This window comes from Gordonia sp. 852002-50395_SCH5434458 (assembly GCF_001665905.1).
Taxonomy (GTDB): Bacteria; Actinomycetota; Actinomycetes; order Mycobacteriales; family Mycobacteriaceae; genus Gordonia; species Gordonia jacobaea.
Genome location: NZ_LZTC01000092.1, coordinates 1 through 25,303 on the forward strand (window position 1 = coordinate 1; position 25,303 = coordinate 25,303).

23 protein-coding genes and 1 pseudogene are annotated in these 25,303 nt (G+C 65.7%); 10 read left to right on the top strand and 14 right to left on the bottom strand.

What is annotated here, in order from left to right; genetic code table 11:
- Nucleotides 1-34: 34 nt before the first annotated feature.
- Nucleotides 35-211, bottom strand: a pseudogene (locus A5785_RS19485) (aspartate aminotransferase family protein); the annotation flags it as partial.
- A gap of 71 nt (nucleotides 212-282) precedes the next feature.
- Nucleotides 283-1,101: an SDR family oxidoreductase gene (locus A5785_RS19490; RefSeq protein WP_082946622.1), complete on the bottom strand. Its 819-nt coding sequence runs from the start codon at nucleotides 1,099-1,101 to the stop codon at nucleotides 283-285.
- A 100-nt stretch (nucleotides 1,102-1,201) separates the two neighbouring features.
- Between A5785_RS19490 and A5785_RS19495 the strand changes: the two genes are divergently transcribed.
- Nucleotides 1,202-2,023, top strand: coding sequence for a helix-turn-helix transcriptional regulator (locus A5785_RS19495; RefSeq protein ID WP_005204595.1), 822 nt, complete (start codon nucleotides 1,202-1,204; stop codon nucleotides 2,021-2,023).
- A 59-nt stretch (nucleotides 2,024-2,082) separates the two neighbouring features.
- On the opposite strand, the gene A5785_RS19500 is transcribed toward A5785_RS19495, so the two are convergent.
- Both A5785_RS19500 and A5785_RS19505 read right to left on the bottom strand, forming a co-directional pair.
- Nucleotides 2,083-2,616: a carboxymuconolactone decarboxylase family protein gene (locus tag A5785_RS19500; RefSeq protein ID WP_005204597.1), complete on the bottom strand. Its 534-nt coding sequence runs from the start codon at nucleotides 2,614-2,616 to the stop codon at nucleotides 2,083-2,085.
- An 11-nt stretch (nucleotides 2,617-2,627) separates the two neighbouring features.
- Nucleotides 2,628-3,215 (bottom strand): peroxiredoxin, encoded by a 588-nt coding sequence (locus A5785_RS19505; RefSeq protein ID WP_005204599.1) that lies wholly within the window; start codon nucleotides 3,213-3,215, stop codon nucleotides 2,628-2,630.
- A gap of 130 nt (nucleotides 3,216-3,345) precedes the next feature.
- On the opposite strand from A5785_RS19505, the gene A5785_RS19510 reads away from it, so the two are divergent.
- Nucleotides 3,346-4,293 (top strand): hydrogen peroxide-inducible genes activator, encoded by a 948-nt coding sequence (locus A5785_RS19510; RefSeq protein ID WP_039855072.1) that lies wholly within the window; start codon nucleotides 3,346-3,348, stop codon nucleotides 4,291-4,293.
- Between the two features lie 11 nt (nucleotides 4,294-4,304).
- Here the strand turns inward: A5785_RS19510 and A5785_RS19515 are convergent, their stop codons facing one another.
- Both A5785_RS19515 and A5785_RS19520 read right to left on the bottom strand, forming a co-directional pair.
- Nucleotides 4,305-6,428, bottom strand: a complete 2,124-nt coding sequence (locus A5785_RS19515) for a DEAD/DEAH box helicase (RefSeq protein WP_197500853.1) — start codon at nucleotides 6,426-6,428, stop codon at nucleotides 4,305-4,307.
- Nucleotides 6,428-7,426 (bottom strand): PAC2 family protein, encoded by a 999-nt coding sequence (locus A5785_RS19520; protein WP_064863001.1) that lies wholly within the window; start codon nucleotides 7,424-7,426, stop codon nucleotides 6,428-6,430. Before A5785_RS19520 ends, A5785_RS19515 begins: the two co-directional genes overlap by 1 nt.
- A gap of 265 nt (nucleotides 7,427-7,691) precedes the next feature.
- Between A5785_RS19520 and A5785_RS19525 the strand changes: the two genes are divergently transcribed.
- Together A5785_RS19525 and A5785_RS19530 are read left to right on the top strand one after the other, a co-directional pair.
- Nucleotides 7,692-8,354, top strand: coding sequence for a hypothetical protein (locus A5785_RS19525; RefSeq protein ID WP_231894750.1), 663 nt, complete (start codon nucleotides 7,692-7,694; stop codon nucleotides 8,352-8,354).
- Between the two features lie 91 nt (nucleotides 8,355-8,445).
- A complete protein-coding gene (locus tag A5785_RS19530) occupies nucleotides 8,446-9,519 on the top strand; it encodes a DUF4192 domain-containing protein (protein WP_039854168.1) in 1,074 nt (357 codons plus the stop codon).
- A 26-nt stretch (nucleotides 9,520-9,545) separates the two neighbouring features.
- Here the strand turns inward: A5785_RS19530 and A5785_RS19535 are convergent, their stop codons facing one another.
- The gene (locus tag A5785_RS19535) at nucleotides 9,546-10,229 is read right to left on the bottom strand and encodes a metal-dependent transcriptional regulator (RefSeq protein ID WP_005201868.1); all 684 of its coding nucleotides are present in this window, start codon (nucleotides 10,227-10,229) and stop codon (nucleotides 9,546-9,548) included.
- 133 nt (nucleotides 10,230-10,362) lie between these two features.
- On the opposite strand from A5785_RS19535, the gene A5785_RS19540 reads away from it, so the two are divergent.
- Complete coding sequence (locus tag A5785_RS19540; RefSeq protein ID WP_064868579.1) at nucleotides 10,363-11,607, top strand: acetoin utilization protein AcuC; 1,245 nt, start codon at nucleotides 10,363-10,365, stop codon at nucleotides 11,605-11,607.
- Nucleotides 11,600-14,560, top strand: coding sequence for a bifunctional acetate--CoA ligase family protein/GNAT family N-acetyltransferase (locus A5785_RS19545; protein ID WP_064868508.1), 2,961 nt, complete (start codon nucleotides 11,600-11,602; stop codon nucleotides 14,558-14,560). Before A5785_RS19540 ends, A5785_RS19545 begins: the two co-directional genes overlap by 8 nt.
- A 27-nt stretch (nucleotides 14,561-14,587) precedes the next feature.
- Here A5785_RS19545 and A5785_RS19550 read toward each other — a convergent pair whose 3' ends face one another.
- Nucleotides 14,588-15,598: a sigma-70 family RNA polymerase sigma factor gene (locus A5785_RS19550; RefSeq protein ID WP_005201872.1), complete on the bottom strand. Its 1,011-nt coding sequence runs from the start codon at nucleotides 15,596-15,598 to the stop codon at nucleotides 14,588-14,590.
- A 192-nt stretch (nucleotides 15,599-15,790) separates the two neighbouring features.
- Nucleotides 15,791-16,177, bottom strand: a complete 387-nt coding sequence (locus tag A5785_RS19555; protein WP_005201873.1) for a DUF3099 domain-containing protein — start codon at nucleotides 16,175-16,177, stop codon at nucleotides 15,791-15,793.
- Between the two features lie 183 nt (nucleotides 16,178-16,360).
- Between A5785_RS19555 and A5785_RS19560 the strand changes: the two genes are divergently transcribed.
- Nucleotides 16,361-16,636: a DUF3039 domain-containing protein gene (locus A5785_RS19560; protein ID WP_064862970.1), complete on the top strand. Its 276-nt coding sequence runs from the start codon at nucleotides 16,361-16,363 to the stop codon at nucleotides 16,634-16,636.
- A gap of 28 nt (nucleotides 16,637-16,664) precedes the next feature.
- Here A5785_RS19560 and A5785_RS19565 read toward each other — a convergent pair whose 3' ends face one another.
- Nucleotides 16,665-17,951, bottom strand: coding sequence for a YihY/virulence factor BrkB family protein (locus A5785_RS19565; RefSeq protein WP_005201875.1), 1,287 nt, complete (start codon nucleotides 17,949-17,951; stop codon nucleotides 16,665-16,667).
- A gap of 345 nt (nucleotides 17,952-18,296) precedes the next feature.
- Between A5785_RS19565 and A5785_RS19570 the strand changes: the two genes are divergently transcribed.
- Nucleotides 18,297-20,021: a DEAD/DEAH box helicase gene (locus A5785_RS19570; protein WP_064868511.1), complete on the top strand. Its 1,725-nt coding sequence runs from the start codon at nucleotides 18,297-18,299 to the stop codon at nucleotides 20,019-20,021.
- Between the two features lie 79 nt (nucleotides 20,022-20,100).
- On the opposite strand, the gene A5785_RS19575 is transcribed toward A5785_RS19570, so the two are convergent.
- A complete protein-coding gene (locus A5785_RS19575) occupies nucleotides 20,101-20,307 on the bottom strand; it encodes a DUF7455 domain-containing protein (RefSeq protein ID WP_005173003.1) in 207 nt (68 codons plus the stop codon).
- 300 nt (nucleotides 20,308-20,607) lie between these two features.
- Here A5785_RS19575 and A5785_RS19580 point away from each other — a divergent pair, with 300 nt between their 5' ends.
- On the top strand, nucleotides 20,608-20,943 hold the full coding sequence (locus A5785_RS19580; protein ID WP_064868582.1) for a DUF952 domain-containing protein: 336 nt from the start codon (nucleotides 20,608-20,610) through the stop codon (nucleotides 20,941-20,943).
- A 19-nt stretch (nucleotides 20,944-20,962) separates the two neighbouring features.
- Here A5785_RS19580 and A5785_RS19585 read toward each other — a convergent pair whose 3' ends face one another.
- Entirely contained in the window at nucleotides 20,963-22,414 is a 1,452-nt protein-coding gene (locus A5785_RS19585; RefSeq protein ID WP_064868585.1) for an RNA polymerase sigma factor, read from the bottom strand.
- A 233-nt stretch (nucleotides 22,415-22,647) separates the two neighbouring features.
- A complete protein-coding gene (gene ppgK, locus A5785_RS19590) occupies nucleotides 22,648-23,433 on the bottom strand; it encodes a polyphosphate--glucose phosphotransferase (RefSeq protein WP_064868514.1) in 786 nt (261 codons plus the stop codon).
- 203 nt (nucleotides 23,434-23,636) lie between these two features.
- On the opposite strand from ppgK, the gene A5785_RS19595 reads away from it, so the two are divergent.
- A complete protein-coding gene (locus tag A5785_RS19595) occupies nucleotides 23,637-24,548 on the top strand; it encodes an inositol monophosphatase family protein (RefSeq protein WP_064868517.1) in 912 nt (303 codons plus the stop codon).
- 20 nt (nucleotides 24,549-24,568) lie between these two features.
- On the opposite strand, the gene cei is transcribed toward A5785_RS19595, so the two are convergent.
- The gene (cei, locus tag A5785_RS19600; RefSeq protein WP_064863007.1) at nucleotides 24,569-25,282 is read right to left on the bottom strand and encodes an envelope integrity protein Cei; all 714 of its coding nucleotides are present in this window, start codon (nucleotides 25,280-25,282) and stop codon (nucleotides 24,569-24,571) included.
- Nucleotides 25,283-25,303 lie beyond the last annotated feature (21 nt).

Sequence of the window (25,303 nt, forward strand, 5' to 3'; positions counted from 1 at the left end):
CAGCCCAGCTTTGACCGGGCCGGCGTCAATCGACTCAGCCCAGCGCTGCGCCGATACGGTCGGCCAGCTCGCCGACCTCCGCTGTCGTCATCACGAACGATGGCGACACCTGCAGCGCGCCCTGGCCTGCGGCGCGAGTGCTCACGCCGTGCTTACGCAGGGCACCGACCGCTGCGGGCGCCTGCGCCGGGTCGGCGAGCTGGCCGACCGTATCGGCGCAGCGCTGGGCTGAGTCGATTGACGCCGGCCCGGTCAAAGCTGGGCTGATTGAAGCTTGGCCGGTCAGCCCTGGGCCGTCGGCAAAACCTCGATCGACGCGGCGTTGACAGCGGCCGGAAGCGACACCGACCAGGCGACAGCCTCCGCGATCGCGGCCGCGGGGATCGGAGGGTTCTGCACGGCGAACCCGGCCAGGAACTCCTTGGAGCCCGGGTAGGTCATGTCGTTGCCGAGGTCCGACTCCGTCATCCCCGGTTCGATGGCCCGCACGCGGATACCGTTGGGGCCCAGTTCTGCTCGGAGGGTTCGTGTGAGGTGCGAGACGGCGGCCTTCGTCGCCGTGTAGGCCGCGTACGTCGGTAGCACGATGTGCGCGCCAATCGAACTGATCAGCACAAGGTCGGCGGATCGTCCGTCCGCCGCAGCCGCGCGCAGGCCCGGGATGGCGGCGCGAGCGGTGTCGAGCACGCCCATCACGTTCACATCGAGCATTCGACGCCACTCGTCGCGGTCGGCGTCGTCGAACGGCGCGGCAAGCATCACACCGGCGTTGGCGACGACGAGATCGGGTGCGCCGATGCGCTGCGTCACCTCCTCGAACGCTGCGGCGACGTCACGCGGGTCACTGACATCCGTCGCGATGGCGAGGCCGTCGAACTCCTCGGCGACCGCGGTGAGCTTGTCGATCCGACGACCGAGCAACGCGACGCGCGCTCCGCGCGACGCCAGCGTCCTTGCCGTCGCGGCGCCGATACCCGTGCCCGCGCCGGTCACCACCGCGATACGGCCGTCGAGAGTTGCGGTGTTCTCATTTTGTGTCAGTGCTTCTTGTGTCTGGGCTTCTTGTGTCTGGGCTTCTTGTGTCCGGGCTTCTTGTGTCATGAGAACAAGGATCGAGCGGTTCGGACGGCACGAACAGACCGCGTCGTGAGGGGTCCTCGCGCTACCTGGCTGCTGATCGCTGCGAGCCTAGACTTTCGCTATGACCGCACTCGGTGAGTTCCTGCGCGCCCGCCGCGAGCGCGTCGACCCTGCGACGCTCGGTCTGCGGACGGTCGGCCCGCGGCGTACGCCCGGTCTACGTCGCGAGGAGGTGGCGAGTCTCGCAGGGATCAGCGTCGAATATCTTGTCCGGCTGGAGCGTGGACGCGATCGCAATCCGTCGGCTGCGGTGGTCGCGTCGCTGGCTGATGTGCTCGGCCTCGACGATTCCGAACGTGAGCATCTCGCCGCGCTCGCCGATGTACGTATCGACGTCGACTTCGCCGATCACGAGGTGGTCGAGCCGATCAGAGACCTGATGGCTCAGTGGCACCAGCCGGCGATCGTGATGAATCGGTTCATGGACCTCCTCGCGATCAACGACGCCGGCGCGGCATTGCACGGGGCGATCGGAATCGAGCCGGGAGACAACATGTTGCGCAAGCTCTTTCTGGATCCGCACGCGCCGTCGATCTATCCCGACTACGAGCAGGTGGCCGCCGAGACCGTCGCCAACCTGCGATCGCTCACCGGAGCAGATATCGATCACCCACGTTTACGTGACCTTGTCGGCGAACTCTCGCTGCACAGCCCGCTTTTCGCCGAGATCTGGGCCCGCAACGAGGTCCAGGTGAAGTCCAGCGGTGCCAAGCGAATGGTGCTCGTCGACGTCGGCGTCGTCGAATTACGTTGGGACACCCTCGAAGTCGCCGGTGCGCGGGGTCAGAGGGTTGTGGTCTACCAGCCCGTCGAGGGCACCGGCAGCGCCGAGAAGCTCGCCCGACTCGACGCCGCCGCCAGGATCGGTGTGGTCGGTAGCTGATCCGAACAGCACACTGCCCCGGCCTCTGGTGAGACCGGGGCAGTGCAGTGGGTGATAGATCAGGCGTTCGCCAGCACCTCGGTGGTGGTAATGGCCTGCGCCACACCGGTAACCGTTGCGGCGACCTTGACGGCCTCCCAGACCTGTTCCTTGGTCAGGCCGGCGTCACGGACGACCTTCGCGTGTGCTGCGGTGCAGTCGTGGCAACCGTTGATGGTCGACACTGCGAGGCTCCACAGCTCGAAGTCGGTCTTGTCGACGCCGGGGTTGCCGATGATGTTCATCCGCAGACCCATGCGCACCTGCCCGTAGTCGTCGCCGAGAAAACTCTTGGCGCGGTAGGCGACATTGTTCATGCCCATGATCGACGCCGCGCCGAGCGCCGCGTTGTAGGCCTCGGCCGACAGGTTGTCCGCCGCTTCCTCGGACACCTCGGCCAGCACCTTCGCGTTGCGCGATGCCGCAGCCGACGCGAGGAAGGTGCCCCAGAGCTGCTGCTCGGAGAGTTCTGTCGAACGCGCCAGCGAACTCAGATTGAGCTTGAGGTCCTTGGCGTACTCGGGGAGGGCTTCCTTGAGATTGTCGATGCTCATGCCGATTCCTCTCAGACGCTTGCGGTGAGGAGCTCGCCGGCGTCGATGGTCGGATCGCCCTTCTTCCAGTTGCAGGCACACAGTTCGTCGGACTGCAGTGCGTCGAGAACACGCAGCACCTCGTCGACGTTGCGGCCGACGGAACCGGCGGTCACCGAGACGAACTGGATCTCGTTGTTGGGGTCGATGATGAACGTCGCGCGATCGGCGACACCGTCGGCGTTGAGAACGCCTGCGGCGGTGGCGAGCTCACGCTTGAGGTCGCTCAGCATCGGGAAGGGGAGGGTCTTGAGATCCTCGTGCTGTGCGCGCCACTGGAAGTGGACGAACTCGTTGTCGACGGACGCACCGAGAACCTGGGCGTCGCGATCGGCGAACTCGTCGTTCAGCTTTCCGAAGGCGGCAATCTCGGTCGGGCACACGAACGTGAAGTCCTTGGGCCAGAAGAAGACAATGCGCCACTTGCCGGGGTGATCGTCGCTCGACACCTGGGTGAAATAGTCGTCGGGCTGCTGGGCGTCCACCTTGCTCAGGTCGCCTCCGATGACTGCCGTCAGGTTGTAGGCGGGGAACTGGTCTCCGATGGTCAGAAGAGCCATGTGTGTTGTCGCTCCTTCGTGTCGATTGCGTTCGTGGGTGGCGCGCGAACTCACGTTCTGCAGTTGCCTCTCAATTCTGCCGAAAAGCCACCAAAAGCGAAACGTGATGATTAGCACTAGACTGATAGGCATGAGTGATAAAAGTTATCAGCCGTCGGTAGCGGGTCTGCGGGCGTTCGTCGCACTCGCTCGAAAACGCCATTTCGGCGCTGCGGCAACAGAACTCGGCGTCAGCCAGCCGTCGCTGTCACAAGCACTCGCAGGCCTCGAGGCCGGGTTGGGCAAGCAACTCATCGAACGTACAACGCGGCGTGTCTTCGTGACACCGGAGGGCGAGATGCTCCTACCCAAGGCGATCGCGGTGACCGACGCCGTCGACGAATTCCTCTCTGCGTCCGCGGGTTCCGACGATCCGCTTGCCGGTACTCTGCGACTCGGCCTGATCCCAACGGTCGCGCCGTACGTTCTGCCGACCGTGCTGCGCGGGCTCGCGGCCGAATTGCCCTCTCTCGCTTTGCGGGTCGTCGAGGACCAGACGGCACGACTGGTGGCGCAGCTACGGGAGGGATCTCTCGACGCCGCGTGTCTCGCGCTACCCGCCGACGTGCCCGGCCTTGCCGAGATACCGATGTACGCCGAGGATTTCGTGCTGGCGCTGCCGTCCGATCATCCGCTGGCCGGACGCAAGCGCGTCGACCCGAGTTCGCTCGCCGACCTTCCGCTCCTGCTGCTCGACGAGGGGCACTGCCTACGCGACCAGGCGCTCGAGGTGTGCCGACTGGCGGGCGTGCGCGCCGACATCGGGCACACCAGAGCGGCGTCGTTGGCGACTGCGGTGCAGTGCGTCGAAGGTGGTCTGGGCGTCACGCTGATCCCGGGTACCGCCGTTGCCGCCGAAACCGCGGGCGGCGACCTCGCGACCGCGACATTCACGACGCCGCGGCCTGGGCGTCGAATCGGGTTGGTCTACCGCGAGTCGTCGGGTAGGGGTGAGTCGTATCGGCGCCTGGCGTCCATCATCGCCGGCCTTGTCGAACAGACGGGCGCGGTGCGTGTGGAGAAGGCGGCTGCCGTGTGAGCGTGATTCGGTCAGTGTTCGTCGGCGGCAGCGGTGCGGGCCAACTCTTCCCACTCGTCGAGGAGGCTGGAGTCGACGTCGCGGACCATGTCGCCGACGCGTTCGGTGAGTTCGACGATCTCGTCGGTCAGCACGGTGGTCGGAACACCCTGGCGCAACACGCGATAACAGTCGGATAGGTACCGCAGTACCACTCCTTCGCTGCGGGCGAGACCGTAGGCAGAGATCAGTTCGGTGAACGTCATCGCTCGCTCGAGCATGAGCCGCAGAACCGACTTCGGCGACGGCGGAAACCCCGCAATCCACGGGTGGGTCCTGCGGTAGACACCGAAGGCGTAATCGATTTCCTCGGCGAGCGGTTGCGGCCAGGTGATCTCCTCGAGCCGCGCCATGCGCTCCTCGTACTCGACGCCGTCGGCTTTCATCTCGGCGATCGCAGCGTCGCGCGCTTCCTTGCGCTGGGCCATCAGCACCGGGCGGGGATCGTCGAGAGTGGATTCGAGAATCGAGACGACGTCGAGCGCATAGGTCGACGAATCCGGATCGAGTAGCTCGAATGCGGCGAGCGCGAACGCCGACAGCGGGTTGGTGAGCGCGAAGTTCTCGGGCATGTCGACGCTCAGCGCGACGTATCGGCCCTCGTCGTCGGGTTCGGGTAGTTGCACGACGATGCCCGCGTCGCGCAGGTCACGGTAGAGACGAATGGTGTGGCGGATCTGTCCCAGTTGTCGATTGCGGGGAAGATGGTTGTCCTCCAACAGATGTCGCGTTGCCGCGAAGCAATCTCCCGGCCTGCCGAGGACTTCGAGCAACATCGCGGTCGTCATGCGGAAGTGCGAGCGCAACGGCTCGTCCGGTGCATCGACGAGCTGCAGGAACGTTTTCTCGCCCCAGGAGACGAAACCCTCGGGTGGCTTCTTGCGCACCAGCTTTCGCAGCTTCTTCGGGTCGTCGCCCGCCTTGGCGACCGCGCGGGCGTTCTCGACGTCGTGCTCGGGTGCCTGCGCGACGACGTAGCCGATGGTGTCGAAGCCCGCGCGCCCGGCGCGGCCGGCGATCTGGTGGAACTCGCGGGCGCGCAGACGACGCACGCGCGTGCCGTCGTATTTGCTCAGACCGGCGAACAGGACGGTACGGATGGGCACGTTGATGCCGACCCCGAGGGTGTCGGTACCCGCGATGACCTTGAGAAGTCCCTGCTGTGCAAGGCGTTCGACGAGCCGTCGGTAGCGCGGCAGCATGCCTGCGTGGTGGACCCCGATGCCGGCGCGGAGCAGCTTCGACAGGGTGGAGCCGAATCCGGTGGAGAAGCGGAAGTCGCCGATCGCCTCGGCGATCTGAGCCTTCTCCTCCTTGGTGGTGATTCGTGCCGACAGGAGGGCCTGCGCGCGCTCGACCGCAGCGAGCTGCGTGAAATGCACGACGTAGATCGGGGCGCGACCCGCGTCGATGAGTCCCTCGATCGTCTCGTGGATGGGTGTCATCGCATACGTGTATTCGAGGGGGACCGGTCGATGGGTTCCGGTGACCGCGGTGGTGGTGCGGCCGGTGCGTCGCGACAGGTCGTCGACGAAGAAGCTGATGTCGCCCAGCGTCGCCGACATCAGGAGGAACTGTGTGTGCGGAAGCTCGATCAGTGGGACTTCCCACGCCCATCCGCGATCGGACTCGCCGTAGAAGTGGAACTCGTCGGAGACCAGGACGCCGATATCGCTGTTCGGACCGTCGCGAAGTGCGAGGTTCGCGACGATCTCGGCGGTCGCGCAGATGATCGGAGCAGTGGAGTTGACCGAGGCGTCACCGGTCATCAGGCCGACCTGGTCGGCGCCGAACTGCGCGCACAGATCGAAGAACTTCTCGCTGACCAGTGCCTTGATCGGCGCGGTGTAGAACGCGCGCTGGCCCCGACATCGGGCGAAGTAGATGGCGCCGGACGCCACGAGCGACTTCCCCGAACCTGTCGGTGTGGCCAGGATGACGTTGTTACCCGAGATCAACTCGAGCAGCGACTCCTCCTGATGCGGATAGAGGTCGATGCCGCGGTCGGCCCACCATCCGGTGAACGTATCGAATGCGGCGTCGTCGTCGGCGACGGGGGTCAGCGTCGTCGCTGACCCGGAAACGGACTCGTCGATCAGTTCGGCGATGACGAACCGCCGTTGCCGTCCCCATCGTGGAGGTCTCCGGTGCCGTCCGGATCGACGTCGCCACGCGATTGCTCCGCCAGGAACCGCTCGAGTTCGGCGCCGAGTTCGTCGCCGCTGGGAAGCGGTTCATCGGCGGCGAGCAGAGATGCGCGCTGCGTCTGTGCCTCGGTGAAGCTGTCGTACTGCGCCTCGAGCGCCGCGACGACGGATTCGATCTCACCGTTGCCCGACACCTCGGCGTCGACTTGCTCGCGGACCGCGGCTGCCGCGGATTCGAGTGCGCCGGTGGGCAATTCGAGTCCGGTCAGTCCCGACACCGCCTCGAGCAGGCGCGCTGACGCTGCCGGGTAATCGGTCTGGGAGAGGTAGTGCGGCACGTGTACCGACAGTCCCGAGGTACGTCGTCCGCCCTGGCCCAGGCGCAGCTCCAAGAGCATCGACGCACTCGCGGGAAGCTTCATCTGCGAACCCCACGTGGGCAGATCGCCCAACGATTCGGGCTCGTTGCCGTGCGCGGTCAACGACGATGGCCGGGTGTGCGGAACGGCCATCGGGATGGCGTTGAGACCGATCACGTCGGTCACCCGGAAATGGTCGGCGAGGCGTCGAATGGCCTCGGTGAACTGTTCCCACCGCAGGTCCGGCTCCGAGCCGGAGAGCAGCAGGAACGGCTTACCGGCATTGTCGCGGATCGCGTGCAGCGTCAGGGTGGGCATCTCCACGTCGGTGAAGGTCTCGCCGCTGAAGGTGATCGTCGGTCGGCGCGAGCGATAGTCCATCAGCTCGTCGTTGTCGAAGGTCGCCACCACCTCGGACTCGAGCGAGTCGCGAAGGTTCTGCGCGGCGAGTGCCACGGCATGTCCCGCGTCGGCGAAGCCGTCGAGTGCGTGAATAAGTACGGGGCCGGTCCCCGTGGCGTCGGAGACCTGGGGAGCGGGGAAGGCGAGCTCGAAGAGCTGACGGCCCTCGTCCGGATTGGAATCCATGTCGTCCCTCCTCTTGAAGATCGGCACGTGCCTGTCCTACCTGTTCGTCGAATTGTCCCGCATCCACACCACTCGTGACCAATCGGTGTCGCTCGTCGAGCGTCCGCGTGGCGCATCTGTGTTGTTCTTGCAGCGGATCCTTGTGTGTTAGCGGATCTTTGTGTGTTCAACAACCGCGCCCACCTCTCGATTCCCCGAGATGATCTGGGGACCGCCGGAGTGTCGTGACCGGTGCCTCGGCCTTGCGGTGGCACAGTCGAAGTTCGTGGGTGTACGCAGTGTCGGTCTGGTGATGGGGTTGGCCGCGGCTTTTCTCGTGGCGTCGTGTTCGGTCGATGGTGATGCGACGCAGAACACCTCCGATCTCTCCTCGCGGTCGGTGACCGCAGCCGATTTCCCAGTGCCGGGTGCGACCCGCGTTCCGCAGAACTCGGTCGCATATGCCATCGGTGACCTCATCGGCCGACCAGCCAACTCGCCCTACGATCCACCCGAGTGTCAGCCCGCGGCGGTTGGCTCCGATGGAGCCGTCGTCTATCTGGGAATCGTCGAAGCCGACCGTGCGTCCTTCACCTCCGCCGTCGTCGGAGTCGATGACGCGTTGAGCGCGGTGGTCGATCAGGCGCGTGCGTGTCCTCGAGCGACCACCGGCAACGAGACGACGGCGACGAGCAAGGTGCAGACAAGGGTGTCCGACGCTCCCGCACACCCTGCGGGTGTCGACACCGCAGCCGTCCTGCGGACGGTCGAGACCGGTGGCGACCAGGCGCCGCTCCTGACGCGCACGATGACCTATATCGGACAGCGGGGCACAGTGCGCGTGTATTGCCAGTACCGATGGCCATCAGCTGGTGACATCAGCACCGAGGCCAGTGGTCAGCTCGGTGCCCTCTTCGAGAAGGCGCTGCGGGCGGCATTCGGTTCGTGAATCTGTGCATCCGTCCGAGGATGTGCACAAGGTGGGTCATCGGGGCAGTTGGCGGGTTCTGTCGTCCGCAGACGAACCCAAGATGTTCGACATGTCACTTCGAAAAGAATCGCCGCACGGGCCCATCCGGACCGTCTCTGCGCTGCTCACCGCCATCCCTGGCTTCTTCGGCTTCATTCCGGAGCGCTCACTCATTCTCCTGGCGCTGGCACCGGACGCGCGCACGGTCCAGGCGTCCGTACGGCTGGATCTCGACCTTGCCGCTGACGACACCCCTGCGCGGCCGATGCTCAACGAGATCGACAATCTGGCGCGAATACTGCGGGGCTACGGCAGTGCCGACCTCATCGCGGTGATCGGTGACGACCGCTTCGACCTCGATTCCCGGACGTATGAGGAGATTCTGTCGATAGTGGATCGGCGGATGCGACGGTGCGGCGGTATCGGTCGCGGCTACGTGTGCGGTCGCTTCGCGGAGGGCGAGCACTGGATGCAGATCTGGGAGCACAGCGCTGCACTCACGTCGCGGTCGTCGCTGCAACGCGGAGTGCTCACGGATCCGCGGACCTCGCCGACCGCTGTGTCCGATGCAGTTCATTCGGGGCGGTTGCTCCTGGCAAGCCGCGCGGAGATCGCATCGATGCTCGCCCCGGCGCCTCATTGCGACGACGGCTCCTGCCACGCAGGGGCTGGCGGAGGCAGCTTCGACGACGAGCCACCACACGAACTCATGGCAGCGATCTACGAGGCGGTCGTGATGGAGCCCGACCGCTTCTCGTGCGAGCGGGTTGCCGAACTCGAACGCGCGATCTGCGACGTTCAGGTTCGCGATGCCGCGCTGGGCTTCGCGGTCACCGATCTTCGTGCAGGCGCCGAGGTGTTGTGGCGTGAACTGACCCGACGGTTGACGGGTACCGGACGAGCCAGCGCCGCGACGCTCCTCGCGCATCTGCACTACATCGCAGGTGAGGGGAGCTTTGCGGGCGTGGCGCTCGACGTCGCGCGCGAGGCCGACCGCACGTGGAAACTCGCACAGCTCCTCGACCACTCGCTGCGCAACGGGCTACGCCCGGACAACCTCTGGCACCTCATCGGTGACTCGTACGACGCGGCAGCACAACTCGGCGTAACGCTCCCCGGCGCCACTCTGCGTAATGCGAGTTGACCGGTGGCGCCGGATTGCGGTGTCGCTCAGACCTTTTCGACGAACAGCGAGTGGGCCATCTCGGGAGACAGGGTCAGTCCGGCGTGACCGGGAGTACTGATCTCCACCTTCTGCGGGGTGCAGGTCACTGTCACGCGTGCGTTCGGGACGACTCCCGCGTCGCGCAGCGCAGCGATCAGCTCGGTATCGGACTGGGCGTGCTCGGAGAGTCGGCGGACGATCACCGCGACCGCCTCACCCTGCGGGAGATCGGACAGGCGAGCGGCCTCTCCCGTGGACGTCGGCGTCTCGACGCCGAGTTCTGCCAGGCCGGGAATCGGATTGCCGTATGGCGAGGTCGTCGGGTTGTCGAGCACGGCGAGGAGCCGGCGCTCGACGTTCTCGCTCATGACATGCTCCCAGCGGCACGCTTCCTCGTGGACCTGGTCCCAGGGCATGCCGATGACATCGACGAGCAGCCGCTCGGCGAGACGGTGCTTGCGCATGACGGCGACCGCGAGGGCACGACCCTTGTCGGTCAGTTCGAGGTGGCGGTCGCCCGCGACGCGCAACAATCCGTCACGTTCCATACGCGCGACCGTCTGAGACACGGTCGGTCCGCTCTGCTCGAGTCGTTCGGCGATGCGTGCGCGCAGTGGGACGATTCCCTCTTCTTCGAGGTCGTAGATCGTCCGGAGGTACATCTCGGTGGTATCAACCAGATCGTTCACTTGAGCCAGTCCCTTCCGTCTTTACAAGAGTACCTTGACCTGCTTCCGAGACTGCCTCGTCACATGCCGAACGCGTCCGGCCCGCGCGGTGAGGCACTAGCCTTGGTTGTGTGCGTAGTGCGTGGAGACATCGATGAGCGCGGCAGTGATCTGGAGCGAGGAGTTCCTCTCGTATCGCTGGGCACACACCCACCCGATGAATCCCGTGCGCTTGGCGCTGACGATGACCCTCGCACAGAGCCTCGGAGTGCTCGACGACGTCGACGTCTCCGAACCGCTCGCTATCGGCGACGATGCTCTGACCGTCGTCCACAGTCAGGACTACATCGACGCGGTGCGTGCCGTCGGATCGGGAACGGCGTCGTTGTCGGGCCCGCTTCTCGAGCGTCTGTTCGGACTCGGCGACTCCGACAATCCCGTGTTCGACGGAATGCACGAGGCGGCGCGGCTGCTGGTCGGTGGAACGCTGGCGGCAGCGCAGGCGGTCGGTTCCGGAGCGGTGCGTCGGGCGGTCAACATCGGTGGCGGAATGCACCACGCCATGCGGTCGCGTGCAGCGGGATTCTGCATCTACAACGACTGTGCCGTCGCGATCCACTGGCTGCTCGAGAACGGTTTCGACCGCATCGCCTACATCGACATCGACGCACACCATGGTGATGGCGTGCAGGTGGCGTTCGCATCGGACCCGCGCGTGATGACGGTGTCGCTGCACCAGCATCCCGCGACGCTGTGGCCGGGAACCGGCTGGCCGACTGAGGTCGGTGAGGATGCCGCCGAGGGTTCCGCGGTCAACATCGCGCTGATGCCCGACACTCAGGATCGGTTGTGGCTTCGCGCATTCCACGCTGTCGTTCCGTCGTTGATCGCCGAGTTCAAGCCGCAGATCATCATCAGCCAGTGCGGCGCCGACAGTCATCGCGCCGATCCGTTGACCGATCTCTCATTGACCGTCGACGGGCAGCGTGCGGCAATGATCGCGATGCGCGACCTAGCCGAGAAGTATTGCGACGGCAGGTGGATAGCGGTCGGCGGAGGAGGCTACGGCGTGGTGAATGTCGTGCCGCGCAGTTGGTCGCATCTGCTCGGCGTTGTGCTCGATCGTGACGTCGACGTGTCGACACCAATCAACGAATCATGGTGTGCCACAGCAGAACAAATCGCCACGCAGGTGCACTCGGAGTACTCGCAGGCGCCCGTGCATGTCATGGGCGACGGCGGCGACGTCGACTTCGTCGAGTGGGATGGCGACACGGGCCAACAACCGCCGCCCGGCATCGACGAGAGCGCCCAACGACAAACCGATCGCGCCATCATGGCCACTCGCCGTGCGGTGTATCCGCTACACGGACTCGACCCGGAGGACCCCCGTGACTGATTCCCCCGTGACTGATTCGACCGGGAAAACTGATACGCCAGCGACTGATACCCCAGCGACTGATTCAACCGTTCAGGCAGGTCACCGGGATGACCACGCAGAGGGCGAGCGCCCGCGCGGTCCGTGGGATTACCCCCGCCACTGGATCGCCGACGTCCTCGCGTCCGACGGCGGCGTGGTGCATCTGCGTCCGATCGTTCCCGACGACGCCGACCGCGTCGTCCGATTCCACTCGGGCTTGTCCGAACGCACCAGGTACATGCGCTACTTCGGTCCGACGCCGACTCTTCCGCCGCGCGAGGTCGCACGCATGACCACGGTCGACCACCACAACCGGGTTGCGATCGTCGCAGTGCTCGGCGGGGAGATCATCGCGATCGGCATCTACGAGGGACTCGCCGCCGACGGCAAGCCAGAATCCGCAGAGGTCGCCTTCGTCGTCGCCGACGAACACCAGGGCCGCGGCCTCGGACCCATTCTCCTCGAACATCTCGCCGGAGCCGCTGCCGAGAACGGATTCACCCGCTTCGAGGCCGAGGTGCTCAGCGAGAATCCCAACATGGTTGCCGTCTTCCGCGACGCCGGCTACCAGATCTCGCGCGCATTCGACGGTTCGACGGTGCACGTCGAGTTCACGATCGATCCCACCGAGGCGATGCTCTCGGTGCGCAACGACCGTGAGCGTGCCTCCGAGGCGCGCAGCGTCGCCAACTTGTTGCGACCGGCGTCCGTCGCCGTGATCGGTGCGTCGACCGATCCCAAGAAAGTGGGAAACGCGCTGCTGGCCAACATCATTGCGGCCGGATTCACCGGACCGGTGTTCCCGGTGAATGGTCCCGACCGTGACGGTGAACCCGACGATGAGCAGGGCGAATCGGCCCACGACGCGGCGCGCGCCGGGGCCACACGCACACCACAGCGACGTCATCGCGGCCCGGCGCGTGCTCCTCGCGTGCGGCCGCCGTCGGTCAGGGGAATCCGCGCGTACCCGACGGTGCGCGACATCCCCGACCCGGTCGATCTCGCCGTGGTCGCGGTGCCCGCGGCGAGCGTCGACGAGGTGCTCGACGACTGCATGGTCAAGGGTGTGCGTGCGCTGGTGATCGTGTCGTCCGGCTTCGGGGAGAGCGGTGAGGCGGGTCTGGAGAGTGAGCATCGCCTCGTTCAGCAGGTCCGCGAGCACGGCATGCGCCTGGTCGGGCCCAATGCCCTCGGCGTCGCGAACAACGACCCGTCGATCGCGCTGAATGCCACTCTCGCGCCGCGAATCCCGCCGCTGGGCCGCGTCGGATTCTTCTGTCAGTCCGGTGCGCTCGGCATCGCGATCCTCGACACGGCCGCCCATCGACAGATCGGACTGTCGACATTCGTCTCGGCGGGCAACCGCGCCGACGTCTCGGGCAATGACCTGCTGCAGTACTGGGATTCCGATACCGCCACCGACGTCGTGCTGCTGTATCTGGAGAGCTTCGGTAACCCGCGGAAGTTCTCGCGCATCGCCCGCAGGGTGTCGCGGTCGAAGCCGATCGTCGCGGTGAAGTCCGGTAAGGGGGCGATGAGCCCGGTGCGTGCCGCACGGACCGCTGCGGCAAGCCTCGACGATCGCATCGCGCAGATGATGCTCGAGCAAGCAGGCGTCATCCAGGTCGACACCATTCCCGAATTGTTCGACTGCGCATCGCTTTTCGCGTACCAACCCCTACCTCGCGGCCCCCGGACCCGCATCATCGGCAATTCGTCGGTGCTCGGCAGCCTCGCCGCTGACACCGCGCGCTCGGGTGGTCTGGAAGTGGAGTCGACCATAGACCTCGGCGCAGGAGCCTCGGAGGATGATTTCGAGGGCGCCGTCGCGCAGGCGATGGCCGATCCGGGGGTCGACAGCGTGATCGTCGTCTTCGTGCCACCTGTCGCCGTCGATCTCGGCTGGCATGCCCGCGCACTGATCGCGGGCGCGAACACACCGGACGCCGATGCCGACAAACCGATCGTGACCACCTTCCTCGCCGTCGAGGGCATCCCGCCGGGCCTGATGAAACCAGGACCGTCGGGGTTACCTGCCCGCGGATCGATTCCGTCGTATTCGTCTCCTGAACGGGCAGCGGCCGCGCTGGCACGCGCGTGGCAGTACGCGCGTTGGTGCGCGCGACCGGAAGTCCCCGTCGAAAGGCCCGACGGCATCGACCCCGAGGCGGCGCGGACATGGGTGCGCGAAGCGATGTGCGGACCTTCTGACGATGAGTCGGATGAGTCAGGTGGCTCCACGGCCGCAGGCGCCGATGAGGTGACGGTACTCGGCGACGTCGACTCGGCACGCCTGCTGGAGTGGTACGGCGTCCGGGTGGTTCCCTTCAGCGAGGTCTCGACGATGCACGAGGCGTCGGCCGCGGCGCGTGACCTGGGATTTCCCGTGGCCGTCAAAGCAACGTCGCCGTCGTGGCGCGGCCGACTCGACCGTGAAGGCGCACGACTCGACCTTCCCGACGCCACCGCCGTGGTGACCGCGTTCGCCGAGATCTCGGAGCTGACCGGTGACAAGGTGCTCCACGTGCAGAAGATGGCGCCCAAGGGCGTCGGCACCATGGTGCGCATGCGCGACGACCCGTCGTTCGGGCCACTGATCTCGTTCGGCTTGTCGGGCAGGACGTTCGAGCTACTCGGCGACGACGGGTATCGCGCGATCCCGATCACCGCCCTCGACGCCGACGAACTGATCGACGAGCCACGATCGGCCCCGCTTCTCTACGGCTATCGGGGAGAGGCCCCTGTCGATCGGGAAGCTCTGGTCGACCTGCTCATCCGCATCTCGACGATGGCCGACGACATCCCGGAGATCCGCGAGATCTTCGTCGACCCCGTGCTGTGTTCGCCGGAGGGCGCAGCAATCCTCAACGCCCGCATACGAATCGGCCCGGTGCCCACCAAGGCGGATACCGGACCGAGACGATTGAGCTGATTGGACGATTGAGTTAGCGGTGGCGAGTCAGCTCGCGTAGGCGCGCAGACGCTCGGCGCGCTCGCCCTGGCGGAGCTTGCCCATCACCTCACGCTCGATCTGACGGACGCGTTCGCGCGAGAGCCCGAACATGCGGCCGATCTGGTCGAGTGTGCGTGGCTGTCCGTCGTCGAGGCCGTAGCGCATACGGATCACCTGCTGCTCACGCTCGTCGAGCGTGGCAAGCACCGCGCGGACGTCGGTGTGCATGAGTCCGGCGATGACGGCGCTCTCCGCGGAGGTCGCCTCCGCGTCTTCGATGAAGTCGCCGAGCGGTGCCTCCTCGTCGCTGCCCACCGGCATGTCGAGGCTCACCGGGTCGCGGCTGTGGTCGAGCAGATCTGCGATCTTCTCCGCCGGGATGCCCGATTCGTTGGCGAGCTCGTCGTCGGTGGCCTCGCGGCCGAGTTGCTGGTGCAGCTCACGCTTGATGCGGGCCAGCTTGTTGACCTGCTCGACGAGATGGACAGGCAGACGGATGGTGCGGCTCTGGTCTGCCATGCCTCGCGTGATGGCCTGACGGATCCACCAGGTCGCGTACGTTGAGAACTTGAAGCCCTTGGCGTAGTCGAACTTCTCCATCGCGCGGATCAGGCCGAGATTGCCCTCCTGGATGAGGTCGAGGAGTGGCATTCCGCGGCCGGTGTAGCGCTTGGCCAGCGAGACGACGAGGCGGAGGTTGGCCTCGAGTAGGTGAGCTCGTGCGACCTCGCCCTCACGAACGACGATCGTGAGATCACGCTTCTTGGCAGCGGACAGCCGCTTGCGGGTCGCCAGAACGTGCTTGGCGTAGAGGCCGGCTTCGATCTGCTTGGCGAGCTCGACCTCCTGCTCTGCGTTGAGCAGCGCCGTGCGGCCGATGCCGTTGAGGTAGACACGGACCAGATCTGCCGCAGGTGACTGTGCGTCGAGATCTTGTTCCGTCATCGCCGGGCGTGAGGGGGTGGTGTCGCCAGAAGCGACGGTGGATGTGGAGCGTGTGACGGTGGAGCGTGACATCTGGCCTCCTAATCGAGTGCGTTCATAGGGTGCAACGACATGCACTCCGTGAAAGTTCCCCGGGGGCTGATTCGGTCTACTGGCTCCTGAGCTGCATGAACGCTCGATCTGGTACGAGAGAGCGACTGAGAATCGGCTGAGATCTGGTCCAGCTGACGCGACTGGGTCCACTCAAACCGGGTGTGGATGCCGTCAGTTTCGATGTCGGTCGTCGGCGACGGTGGAGTCGATGACGTTCGACTCGCCGCCGAGAGCCTGTGGGCCGACGACGTGGTGGTCGGGGCCGTATTTGTAGTGGGCTACCTCTCCGCGCTTGCGAGGCGGTCGATCGTTGGCGATCAGGACGGCGACCCAGGGGAGCGGGATCGACAGTGCGACGATGCCGAGCGCCCACCAGCCCGATCCGGTCATGCTGTAGACGATGCCCGCGATGATCAGCGCGGGAACACGAAACGACATCAGCGTCAGATATTTGCGTACGCGCGCCCTGTGCTGCTCGTCGAGGGATTCCTGCGCGTCGGTGATGAGGAAGGCCTCTGGCGACACATGATCGCGGCGTGGCCCCTCAGTACCCACCATGACTGCGCTTCGTTCCGTCGAATCCCATGTCTCCACTGTTCCACTTTCGGTTCCTGATTGCACCGACGGGGCAACCGTCGTGTGACGCGCTCGGGCGTGTCTCAGGCCGCGCTGGTGGCCCTGGTCGTCGGGCGTCGTGGGTCACCGTGTCGGAATCGGGCAGTGAGGAGCACAATAGAGCGCATGGCTACCGAAACTATCGAGCGTCCCGACCTCGACGAATGGTCGGACACCAAGACCGACGAGCGGCCCGACGCCGACGCGACGGATCGGGGAGACGACGACAGACCCAAGTTCTTCCACTACGTCAAGAAAAACAAGATCGCCGAGAGCGCGGTCATGGGCAATCACGTGGTGGCGCTGTGCGGCGAGACGTTCCCGGTGACGCGCTCGGCCAAGCCGGGATCGCCCGTCTGCCCCAAGTGCAAGAAGATCTACAACCGGATGCGCAAAGAGTGACGTTTCCTGCCGCAGCCACCGCCGCCCGCTAACGACGTTTGCCGGGCGGCGGTTGCCGTTGAGGTGACGACCGGTCCCGGGGAGTCTGCATGCCATCGGTCGGGGTGTCATACGCGTGGACGTCCGTGTCGGCCTCGGAGCCCGAGTCGCGCGTAGCGTCGTCGGGCTGCTGAGGGGACTTGCGGATCGGCCCGGTGGCCAGTCGCTCGGGAATCGACTTGATGTGGCCGGTGATGTCGGAGGTCTGCTCGTGTACCCAGTGTCGGACGTGCGCGGTGGCAGGGGGTTTGGCCGGCCACAGTGATTGCACCGCGGCATTGAACTCGGCGCCGATCACGATCGCGAAGCCGAGGAAGAACGTGAACAGCAAAAAGGCGATCGGCGTCGCCAGTGCGCCGTAGGTGTATCCGGCGCGTGTGATCGCGGCGAGGTAGATACGCAGCACGTAGCTGGCGATCCAGAAGAAGATCCCGGCGACCACCGCGCCGCCGACGAGCCGATGCCAGGGCAGCGGATTCGGCAGCGCCAGGTGATAGAGCGTCGTGAGGACCCCGAGGAGCAGCAGCGCGACGAACGGGAAGTATCCGTAGTCGATCAGCGCGCTCACACCTCGGTCCCACGAGTCGGGCACGATCTCGTGCAGGTAGTTCGGGCCGAGTGCAACCAGTGGCAGCAGGAACACCGACACGAGCAGGAAGCACACGTACAGCAGGAGCGCGAAGATTCGCTGCCACACCGGATTGCGTACCTCGTGCTGGTCGTGCGCCCGAACGATCGACGCGACGAAACACGACACGGCCGACGACCCGGCCCACAGCGACAGGATGAAGCCGATCGAAATCACTCCGACCCGTCCGCGACCGAGGACGTTGTCGACGGTCGGGGTGATGAGATCGTTGACGACGCTCGTCGAGAACGTGCGTTCCGCGAAGCTGATGATCCGCGACGAGATCACTTCGACGGTGTCGGGACCGAACCACCCGGCGACGTAGCCGACGCTGCCGAGGAGCCCGAGAAGCAGCGGAGGCAGCGACAACGCCTGCCAGAACGCGGCCTGTGCGGCCCAGCCGACGATTCCGTCGTCCCATGCCTTCTTGATCGTGCGCCAGACAACCCGATGGATGTTCGGCAGCACAGGCGGCCCGGGGGCAGACGGCTGGTGCGCCTGCGGATCGTCGGTTCCTTCCGACGCGGCGTCGTCGGTGTCACGCGTCGGCGGAGAGCCACGCGGGGCCGCAGCGGCATCGAGGGCAGGAGAGTCGAGGGCAGGAGTGTCGAGTGTTGGGGAATCGAGCGGCCGCCCGTCGTTTCCCATCGGAAGGTCCATCGACACGGGTGCCGGCCGGCGCGGAGGTCTGCGCGCGCGTTCTCCGAGAGCCGGCGACGGGGTGGCGTCGTCGGTCATCGGAACAGGGTTGCGGCGTGTCGTGGCTATGGGTCCAGCATCCCTGATCGGCGCAGGTTGCGTGCGACACACCCCTTGCCGCGTGTCACAGACCGCATTGCGGTGCTCGCGTGGATCACCCGTGTCTGGCGAAAGCGGTGTCGGCGCGAGCCGCTAAGATCGAGAAGTCCCCTCGGATGAGTGAATGTGTTCCGGCACGGTCCATCTGGCCGAGGGGTTGTTTCTTGCCTTCGCGCCGTCGGGAGCTTTGATTACGTGACTTCTGCCCAATCGCCCGCAACGCCCGCCGGTCCACCGCTACGCGCCTGGCAGCGACGAGCGCTCACGAAGTACCTCGCGACCAGGCCGACAGACTTTCTCGCGGTTGCAACGCCGGGTGCGGGAAAGACGACGTTCGGACTTCGGGTCGCGCGGGAACTGCTCGACGATCGCACGATCGAACAGGTCACCGTCGTCACCCCGACCGAGCATCTCAAGCATCAGTGGGCGCAGGCCGCCGCGCGCGTCGGCATCGCTCTGGACTCCCGATTCCGCAACTCCGACGGTCAGACCAGCTCCGACTACAACGGTGTCGCCCTGACCTACGCGCAGGTGGCCGCGCACCCGTCGCGGCACCGGGTGCGCACCGAGAATCGTCGAACACTCGTGATCCTCGACGAGATCCATCACGGTGGCGACGCGAAATCGTGGGGCGACGCGATCCGTGAGGCGTTTTCCGACGCCGTGCGGAGGTTGTCGCTGACAGGAACGCCGTTCCGCTCCGACGACTCACCCATCCCGTTCGTCACATACGAGCCGGAAGAGGGTGGCGTGCTGCGATCGCGTGCCGACCACACCTACGGCTACGCCGACGCGCTCTCCGACGGCGTCGTGCGGCCCGTCGTGTTCCTCGCGTACTCGGGACAGGCGAGTTGGCGTACGTCGGCGGGTGAGGAGTACACCGCCCGACTGGGAGAGCCACTGTCCGCCGAGCAGACCGCACGAGCCTGGCGAACCGCCCTCGACGCGCACGGTGACTGGATTCCGTCCGTGCTCCAGGCCGCACACACACGACTCGGCCAGTTGCGTGCGGCAGGCGTTCCCGACGCAGGCGGCCTGGTCATCGCCACCGATCAGACCGTTGCCCGCGACTACGCCGAACTCCTCGAGTCGATCACCGGCCGCAAACCGGTCCTCGTCCTCTCCGACGACCCGAAGTCGACGTCGCGCATCTCGCAGTTCGCCGAATCCGACGACGAATGGATGATCGCGGTCCGCATGGTGTCCGAGGGCGTCGACGTTCCGCGTCTGGCGGTCGGCGTGTACGCGACGAGTGCGTCGACGCCGCTGTTCTTTGCGCAGGCAATCGGGCGTTTCGTGCGCTCGAGACGTCCGGGCGAGACCGCGAGCGTGTTCTTGCCCTCAGTCCCGGTGCTCCTGAATCTGGCGAGCCAGATGGAAGCAGAGCGCGACCACGTGCTCGGCAAACCTCATCGCGACAGTGACGGGCTCGACGACGCGCTGCTGATCGATGCCAACAAGCAGAAGGACGAGGCGGGCGAGGAAGAAAAGAGCTTCCAATCGCTGCATGCCGACGCCGAGCTCGACCAGGTGATCTTCGACGGTTCGTCGTTCGGTACAGCGACGTTTGCGGGCAGCGACGAAGAATCGGACTACCTGGGACTACCAGGACTGCTCGACGCCGACCAGGTGCGCGCACTTCTCCGTAAGAAGCAGGCCGACCAGGTTGCGCAGCGATCGGCGGTGACGCAGATCGTTCCGGCGGCAGACAAGGTGCCAACGCAGCAGGCGACGGGCGAGAATCTCCACGCGCTACGAAAAGAACTCAACGGGCTGATCGCGATGCACCACCATCGCACCGGTAAGCCGCACGGCATGGTGCACAACGAACTACGCAGCAAACTCGGCGGCCCGCCGACGGCCATGGCCACGGCCGACCAACTCCGCGAGCGCATCAAGGCGCTGCGCGCGTGGCGGTGACGCGAGCGCACGAGATCTGAATAGCAGAACGCCCCGGCCACATCCGAGTGGTCGGGGCGTTCGCTACGTGTATCGGTCTCTAGACCAGCTCTCCCGCAGACTCTTCGACGGTGGCACTGAGCTCGACGAGTCGGGCCTCGTGCTCGTTGAAGTGGTGGCGGCAGAAGAGAAGCTCGCCGCCCTTGGGCAGGACGGCACGAACCTTTGCGGCTGCGCCACAGCGATCACAGCGATCGGCAGCGGTGAGCGGTATGGAGATCGGGGTTGTGGTGGCGATGTCAGACATTTTCCTCCGTCCCGGTCCGGCGCCGGTGTGGTCGCCTTCCCTTCAGAGCCAACGCATCCGGACGATGCGTCAACCTCACTGTGTCAGACGTTTCGGGGGCTCGTATTGTTCCGCCGGTTTCCCGGGTGTGTCGTCACTCACCGTTTACATCGGTTCCCCGAGGTGCAACACAACTACACGATCCCGTTACGCGAGAGGCGATCTGGCTCACATTTCGATGGTGGTGAGACCTCTGGTGGCTATGGTGCTGCAGTGACGTCACCAACCGACGGACGGACCGTCGAACACCTCATTCATCTGATGTCGAGTGCGGACTGGGACGCGGCCCGACACGAATCGGAGCTGCGGCCGTCATCGCTCGCCGACGTCGGGTTCATCCACCTCTCGACTCCGCAGCAGGTGCACCTGCCAGCCAACCGGTTCTACTCCGGTGAGCACGACCTGCTTGCGTTGCACGTCGAGCCGACACGACTCGACGCCGAGATCCGCTGGGAACCCGGCGTCGCCGGCGATCCGGAATCGATGCTGTTCCCGCACCTCTACGGCCCGCTACCGCTGAGCGCGGTGGTCGACGTCACGAGCTACCCGCAGCAAGCGGACGGCACGTTCGCGCCGTTCGACGAATCAGGTACCTGAACCGCGGCCGTATCGACGGTCAGTCGAGGTAGTCGCGCAGAACCTGCGAGCGGCTCGGGTGCCGAAGCTTCGACATGGTCTTCGACTCGATCTGACGGATGCGCTCACGCGTCACGCCGTAGACCTGGCCGATCTCGTCGAGTGTGCGCGGCTGACCGTCGGTGAGTCCGAAGCGGAGTCGGACGACGCCGGCTTCGCGCTCGGACAGCGTCTCGAGCACCGACTGCAGCTGATCCTGGAGCAGCGTGAAGCTGACCGCGTCGACCGCAACCACGGCCTCTGAGTCCTCGATGAAGTCGCCGAGCTGGCTGTCGCCCTCGTCGCCGATCGTCTGGTCCAGCGAGATGGGCTCACGCGCGTACTGCTGGATCTCCAGCACCTTCTCGGGCGTGATGTCCATTTCCTTCGCGAGCTCTTCGGGAGTCGGCTCACGGCCGAGGTCCTGGAGCAGCTCACGCTGGATGCGGCCGAGCTTGTTGATGACCTCGACCATGTGCACCGGGATACGGATGGTGCGGGCCTGATCGGCCATCGCGCGGGTGATCGCCTGACGGATCCACCAGGTGGCATACGTCGAGAACTTGTAACCCTTGGTGTAGTCGAACTTCTCGACAGCGCGGATCAGGCCGAGGTTGCCCTCCTGGATCAGGTCCAGGAACGCCATGCCGCGGCCGGTGTAGCGCTTGGCGAGGGAGACGACGAGACGCAGGTTGGCCTCGAGAAGGTGGTTCTTGGCGCGGTTGCCGTCGCGGGAGATCCAGTTCAGGTCGCGCTTCTGTGCGGTCGAGATCTTCTCGCCGGACTCCATGATCCGACGCAGACGCTCGGTGGCGTACAGGCCTGCTTCGATGCGCTTGGCGAGTTCGACTTCCTCTTCTGCGTTGAGGAGGGCGACCTTGCCGATCTGCTTGAGGTAGGCACGAACCGAGTCGGCGGACGCGGTGAGCTCTGCGTCTTTGCGGGCCTGACGAAGAGCCTCTGACTCTTCCTCGTCCCAGACGAAGTCTCCTGCGGTCTTCGCGTCGGCGTCCTTCGACGCCTTGTCGGCGGGCGGCGCGACCGGGGGAGTGGCTCCGGCGGTCGTCTTCGCGGGAGTCTCGGACTCCTCTTCGGCGTCGTCGTCGGCCGTATCTTCGGCTTCCTCGTCGTCGACCTCGAGATCGTCGTCGTCGATCTCGACGTCTTCGTCGAGTTCCGCGTCGGGGCCGTCGATGTCGTCGATCGAGCCGCCGTCGAGTTCTTCTGCTTCGTTGGCTTCTTCTGCCCCGTCGGCAGGACTCGCGGCCTTCTTGGCCGCCTTCTTCGGAGCGGCTTTCTTGGCCGCCTTCTTGGCGGGGGCCTTGCGAGCTGTGGCCTTCTTGGCCGCCTTCTTGGCGGTCTTCTTTGCCGTTGGCTTATCTGCAGCCGGGGCCGACGTCGTCGTCGAATCCTCGGCTTCGGCGTCGCTCTGGCGGGTCTGGGTGGCTGCCACGTACAACCTTTCCGAACACAATCTGACACGCTGATTCACAGCGGAGAACCGCTGCGGATCGGGCTGGTTTCTCGGTGCATCGTCACCGGTGGAAGCCATTGTAACGACAACATCACCCCGAATGTGACAAATGCCAGGTCAGGCCGGTTGTCGCAATCTCGGTAGCGCGCCGTCGGCGACCCCTGGGGATCGCCGACGGCGGGCGCTACGAGATCGCTGCGACGTCGACGGGATCAGGGCTTGAGACCCTGATCGACGGCCATCGCGGCTCCCACGATTCCGGCCGTGTTCTGCAGGGTCGCCGGAACCACTTTGGTCTCGTTCGTGAGGTACGGAATCCACTTGTCGGCCTTGCAGCTGATGCCGCCGCCCGCGATGAACAACGACGGCCAGAACAGTGCCTCGTACTCATCGAGGACCTTGCTGACCTTCTTGGACCATTTCTTGTACGACCAGCCCTTTTCTTCCTTCACGCGCGAGGACGCCTGATGCTCGGCTTCCTTCTTTCCGACGATCAGGTGGCCGAGCTCGGTGTTCGGTACGAGCGTGCCATTCACCAGGATCGCCGATCCGATGCCGGTGCCGAACGTCAGCAGCATGACCACCCCGTCGACGCCACGTCCGGCGCCGTGCGCGTCCTCGGCCATTCCGGCTGCGTCCGCGTCGTTGACGACCGACAGAGCACGCCCCCCGAGATCCTTGGCGAAGAGCTCGTAGGTATTCGTGCCGATCCAGCCCTTGTCGATGTTCGCCGCGGTGCGCATGGTTCCGTCGGTGATGACTCCAGGAAGTGTGATGCCAACGGGCCCATCCCAGTTGAAGTGGCCGACGACCTCGGCAACGCCCCGCGAGACCGCTTCGGGTGTCGCGGGTTTGGGGGTGAGCACCTTGTAGCGTTCGCCGACCAGCTTGCCAGTCGTGAGGTCCACGATTCCGCCCTTGATCCCCGACCCCCCGACGTCGACGCCGAACGCGCGGGGTCCGGCGGAATCGTTCGCAGAGGTGGATGAGTCGGTCATGGCGGCTTCCTCTCTCGGTGATCGCAGTGTCCGCGACCGTGCGATATTCAGGCTATCGAGGCGTGACGTGCAACGGGCGGACCTTGTCGGAAAACGTGTCGCACGGTGACGATCACGTAACCGTCGGCTGACTGCGTGCCGCCCACAGGTCGAGTAGAGGTCACCGAGAGGGTCGGGCGAAGGTCAACTGACATGATGGTCTGGTGAACATCCCCCGCGAGAAGGTCGATACGGCTCCGACTATCGCCGGCGTCGATGTGGAGCGGCTCGGTGAGGTGGCATTCGAGGTGGCCACCGAAGCGGCTCGCCATGTCCGCAGGCGGCGGCCGGAGCTGTTCGGTCACACCGGAACGGCACCGGGAACAGGCAATGACGTTGCCCCGTCGGCCGTGTCGACGAAATCGACGCCGACCGACCCTGTGACGCTCGCCGACACCGAATCCGAGGAACTCATCCGCGGGCTGCTCAAGCGCCTGCGTCCAGACGATGCCGTCCTCGGTGAAGAGGAGGGCGGCACCGTCGAGGTTCCGTCCGGTGTGCGCTGGGTGATCGATCCCATCGATGGGACCGTCAACTTCCTCTACGGCATCCCCGCGTATGCGGTCTCCGTGGCCGCCCAGGTCGACGGCAGGTCGGTTGCCGGTGCTGTCGTCGACGTCGCGCGCGACGTCGTCTACACCGCGACGCTGTCGGGTGGCGCATATGAAGTGCGCGACGGTGTGCGTACGAGGCTTCGTGCCAACCCGATCTCGCGCGTCGACCTCGCACTGGTCGCGACCGGCTTCGGCTACGACGTCGAGCGCCGACGCGTGCAGGGCGAGCTGATGTCCCGGCTTCTTCCCCGGGTTCGGGATCTACGTCGAGTAGGTGCCGCGGCGCTCGACCTGTGCATGGTCGCCTCCGGCGCGGTTGATGCGCATATCGAGCACGGATTGAGTCCCTGGGACTGGGCGGCCGGTGGCCTCGTCGCAGCAGAGGCGGGTGCGATTGTGCGGACTCCGCCACCGGATTCGCGCTCAGCCGACGGCGATGCAACGGTCGCCGTCGCGCCGGGTATCGCTGATGAGTTCTTCGCGTTGCTCGATGAGATCGGCGCGCTGTCGCCGATCTCCTGAATGATCGATCAGCCTGTCGATCAACAGGTTTGGGCGTGAACCGCCCGCACCACTCCCGGGTCGGCCCCGGTCTTGGGGTTGTGCGGGTCCGCCGAGCGAAGGGCCTCGAGCGCGGCCTGCGTGTCCTGCGACTGCTCACGTGCCTTGTAGTACTCGCCGAGCGCGACGTCGACTGAGGTTCCGGTGCGCCCGTCGTCGACCAGTTCTGCGCACGGGATCGCGACCCAGACCGACGCTGCGGCAGCCTTTCCCGCGGGCCCGAAGCGGATCTGCGCCACGCAGTCGAGGTCGTGGTTGGGGTAGAGGGCGTCGTCGGCATATGCGCCGTCGGGAACGGGATTGAATCCCTGCGCGGTCAGATCGTCTGAGACGGTCTGGGCTTCGCCGCGCTGAGTCGACGCGTTCAGCACGCGCACCTGGAATGTCGACAGCGCGGCGGGTGCGACCTTCAGCATGTCGTCACGACTGACGACGGTCAGTTTCGGTGTCTTCGCCGACGCGGCCGCGGGGGCATTGGCGACCGGGGGTGCCGCCACCGATGAACTGGCCGGTGTGGGCTGGTTGCAACTCGTGGGCGTTGCGTCGGCTGTCGATTTGGAAAGTGCGACAGCCCATGCGATCACACCTACGACGAGCAGAATGACCGCGACGATGATGGCGGGCCGCGCACGCCGACGTCGATAGGGGCGTCCCTTGTCATCGGTGGGATAACCGACCGTAATCCTCGAGACCACCGTTGAACCCTGCTCCTTCTC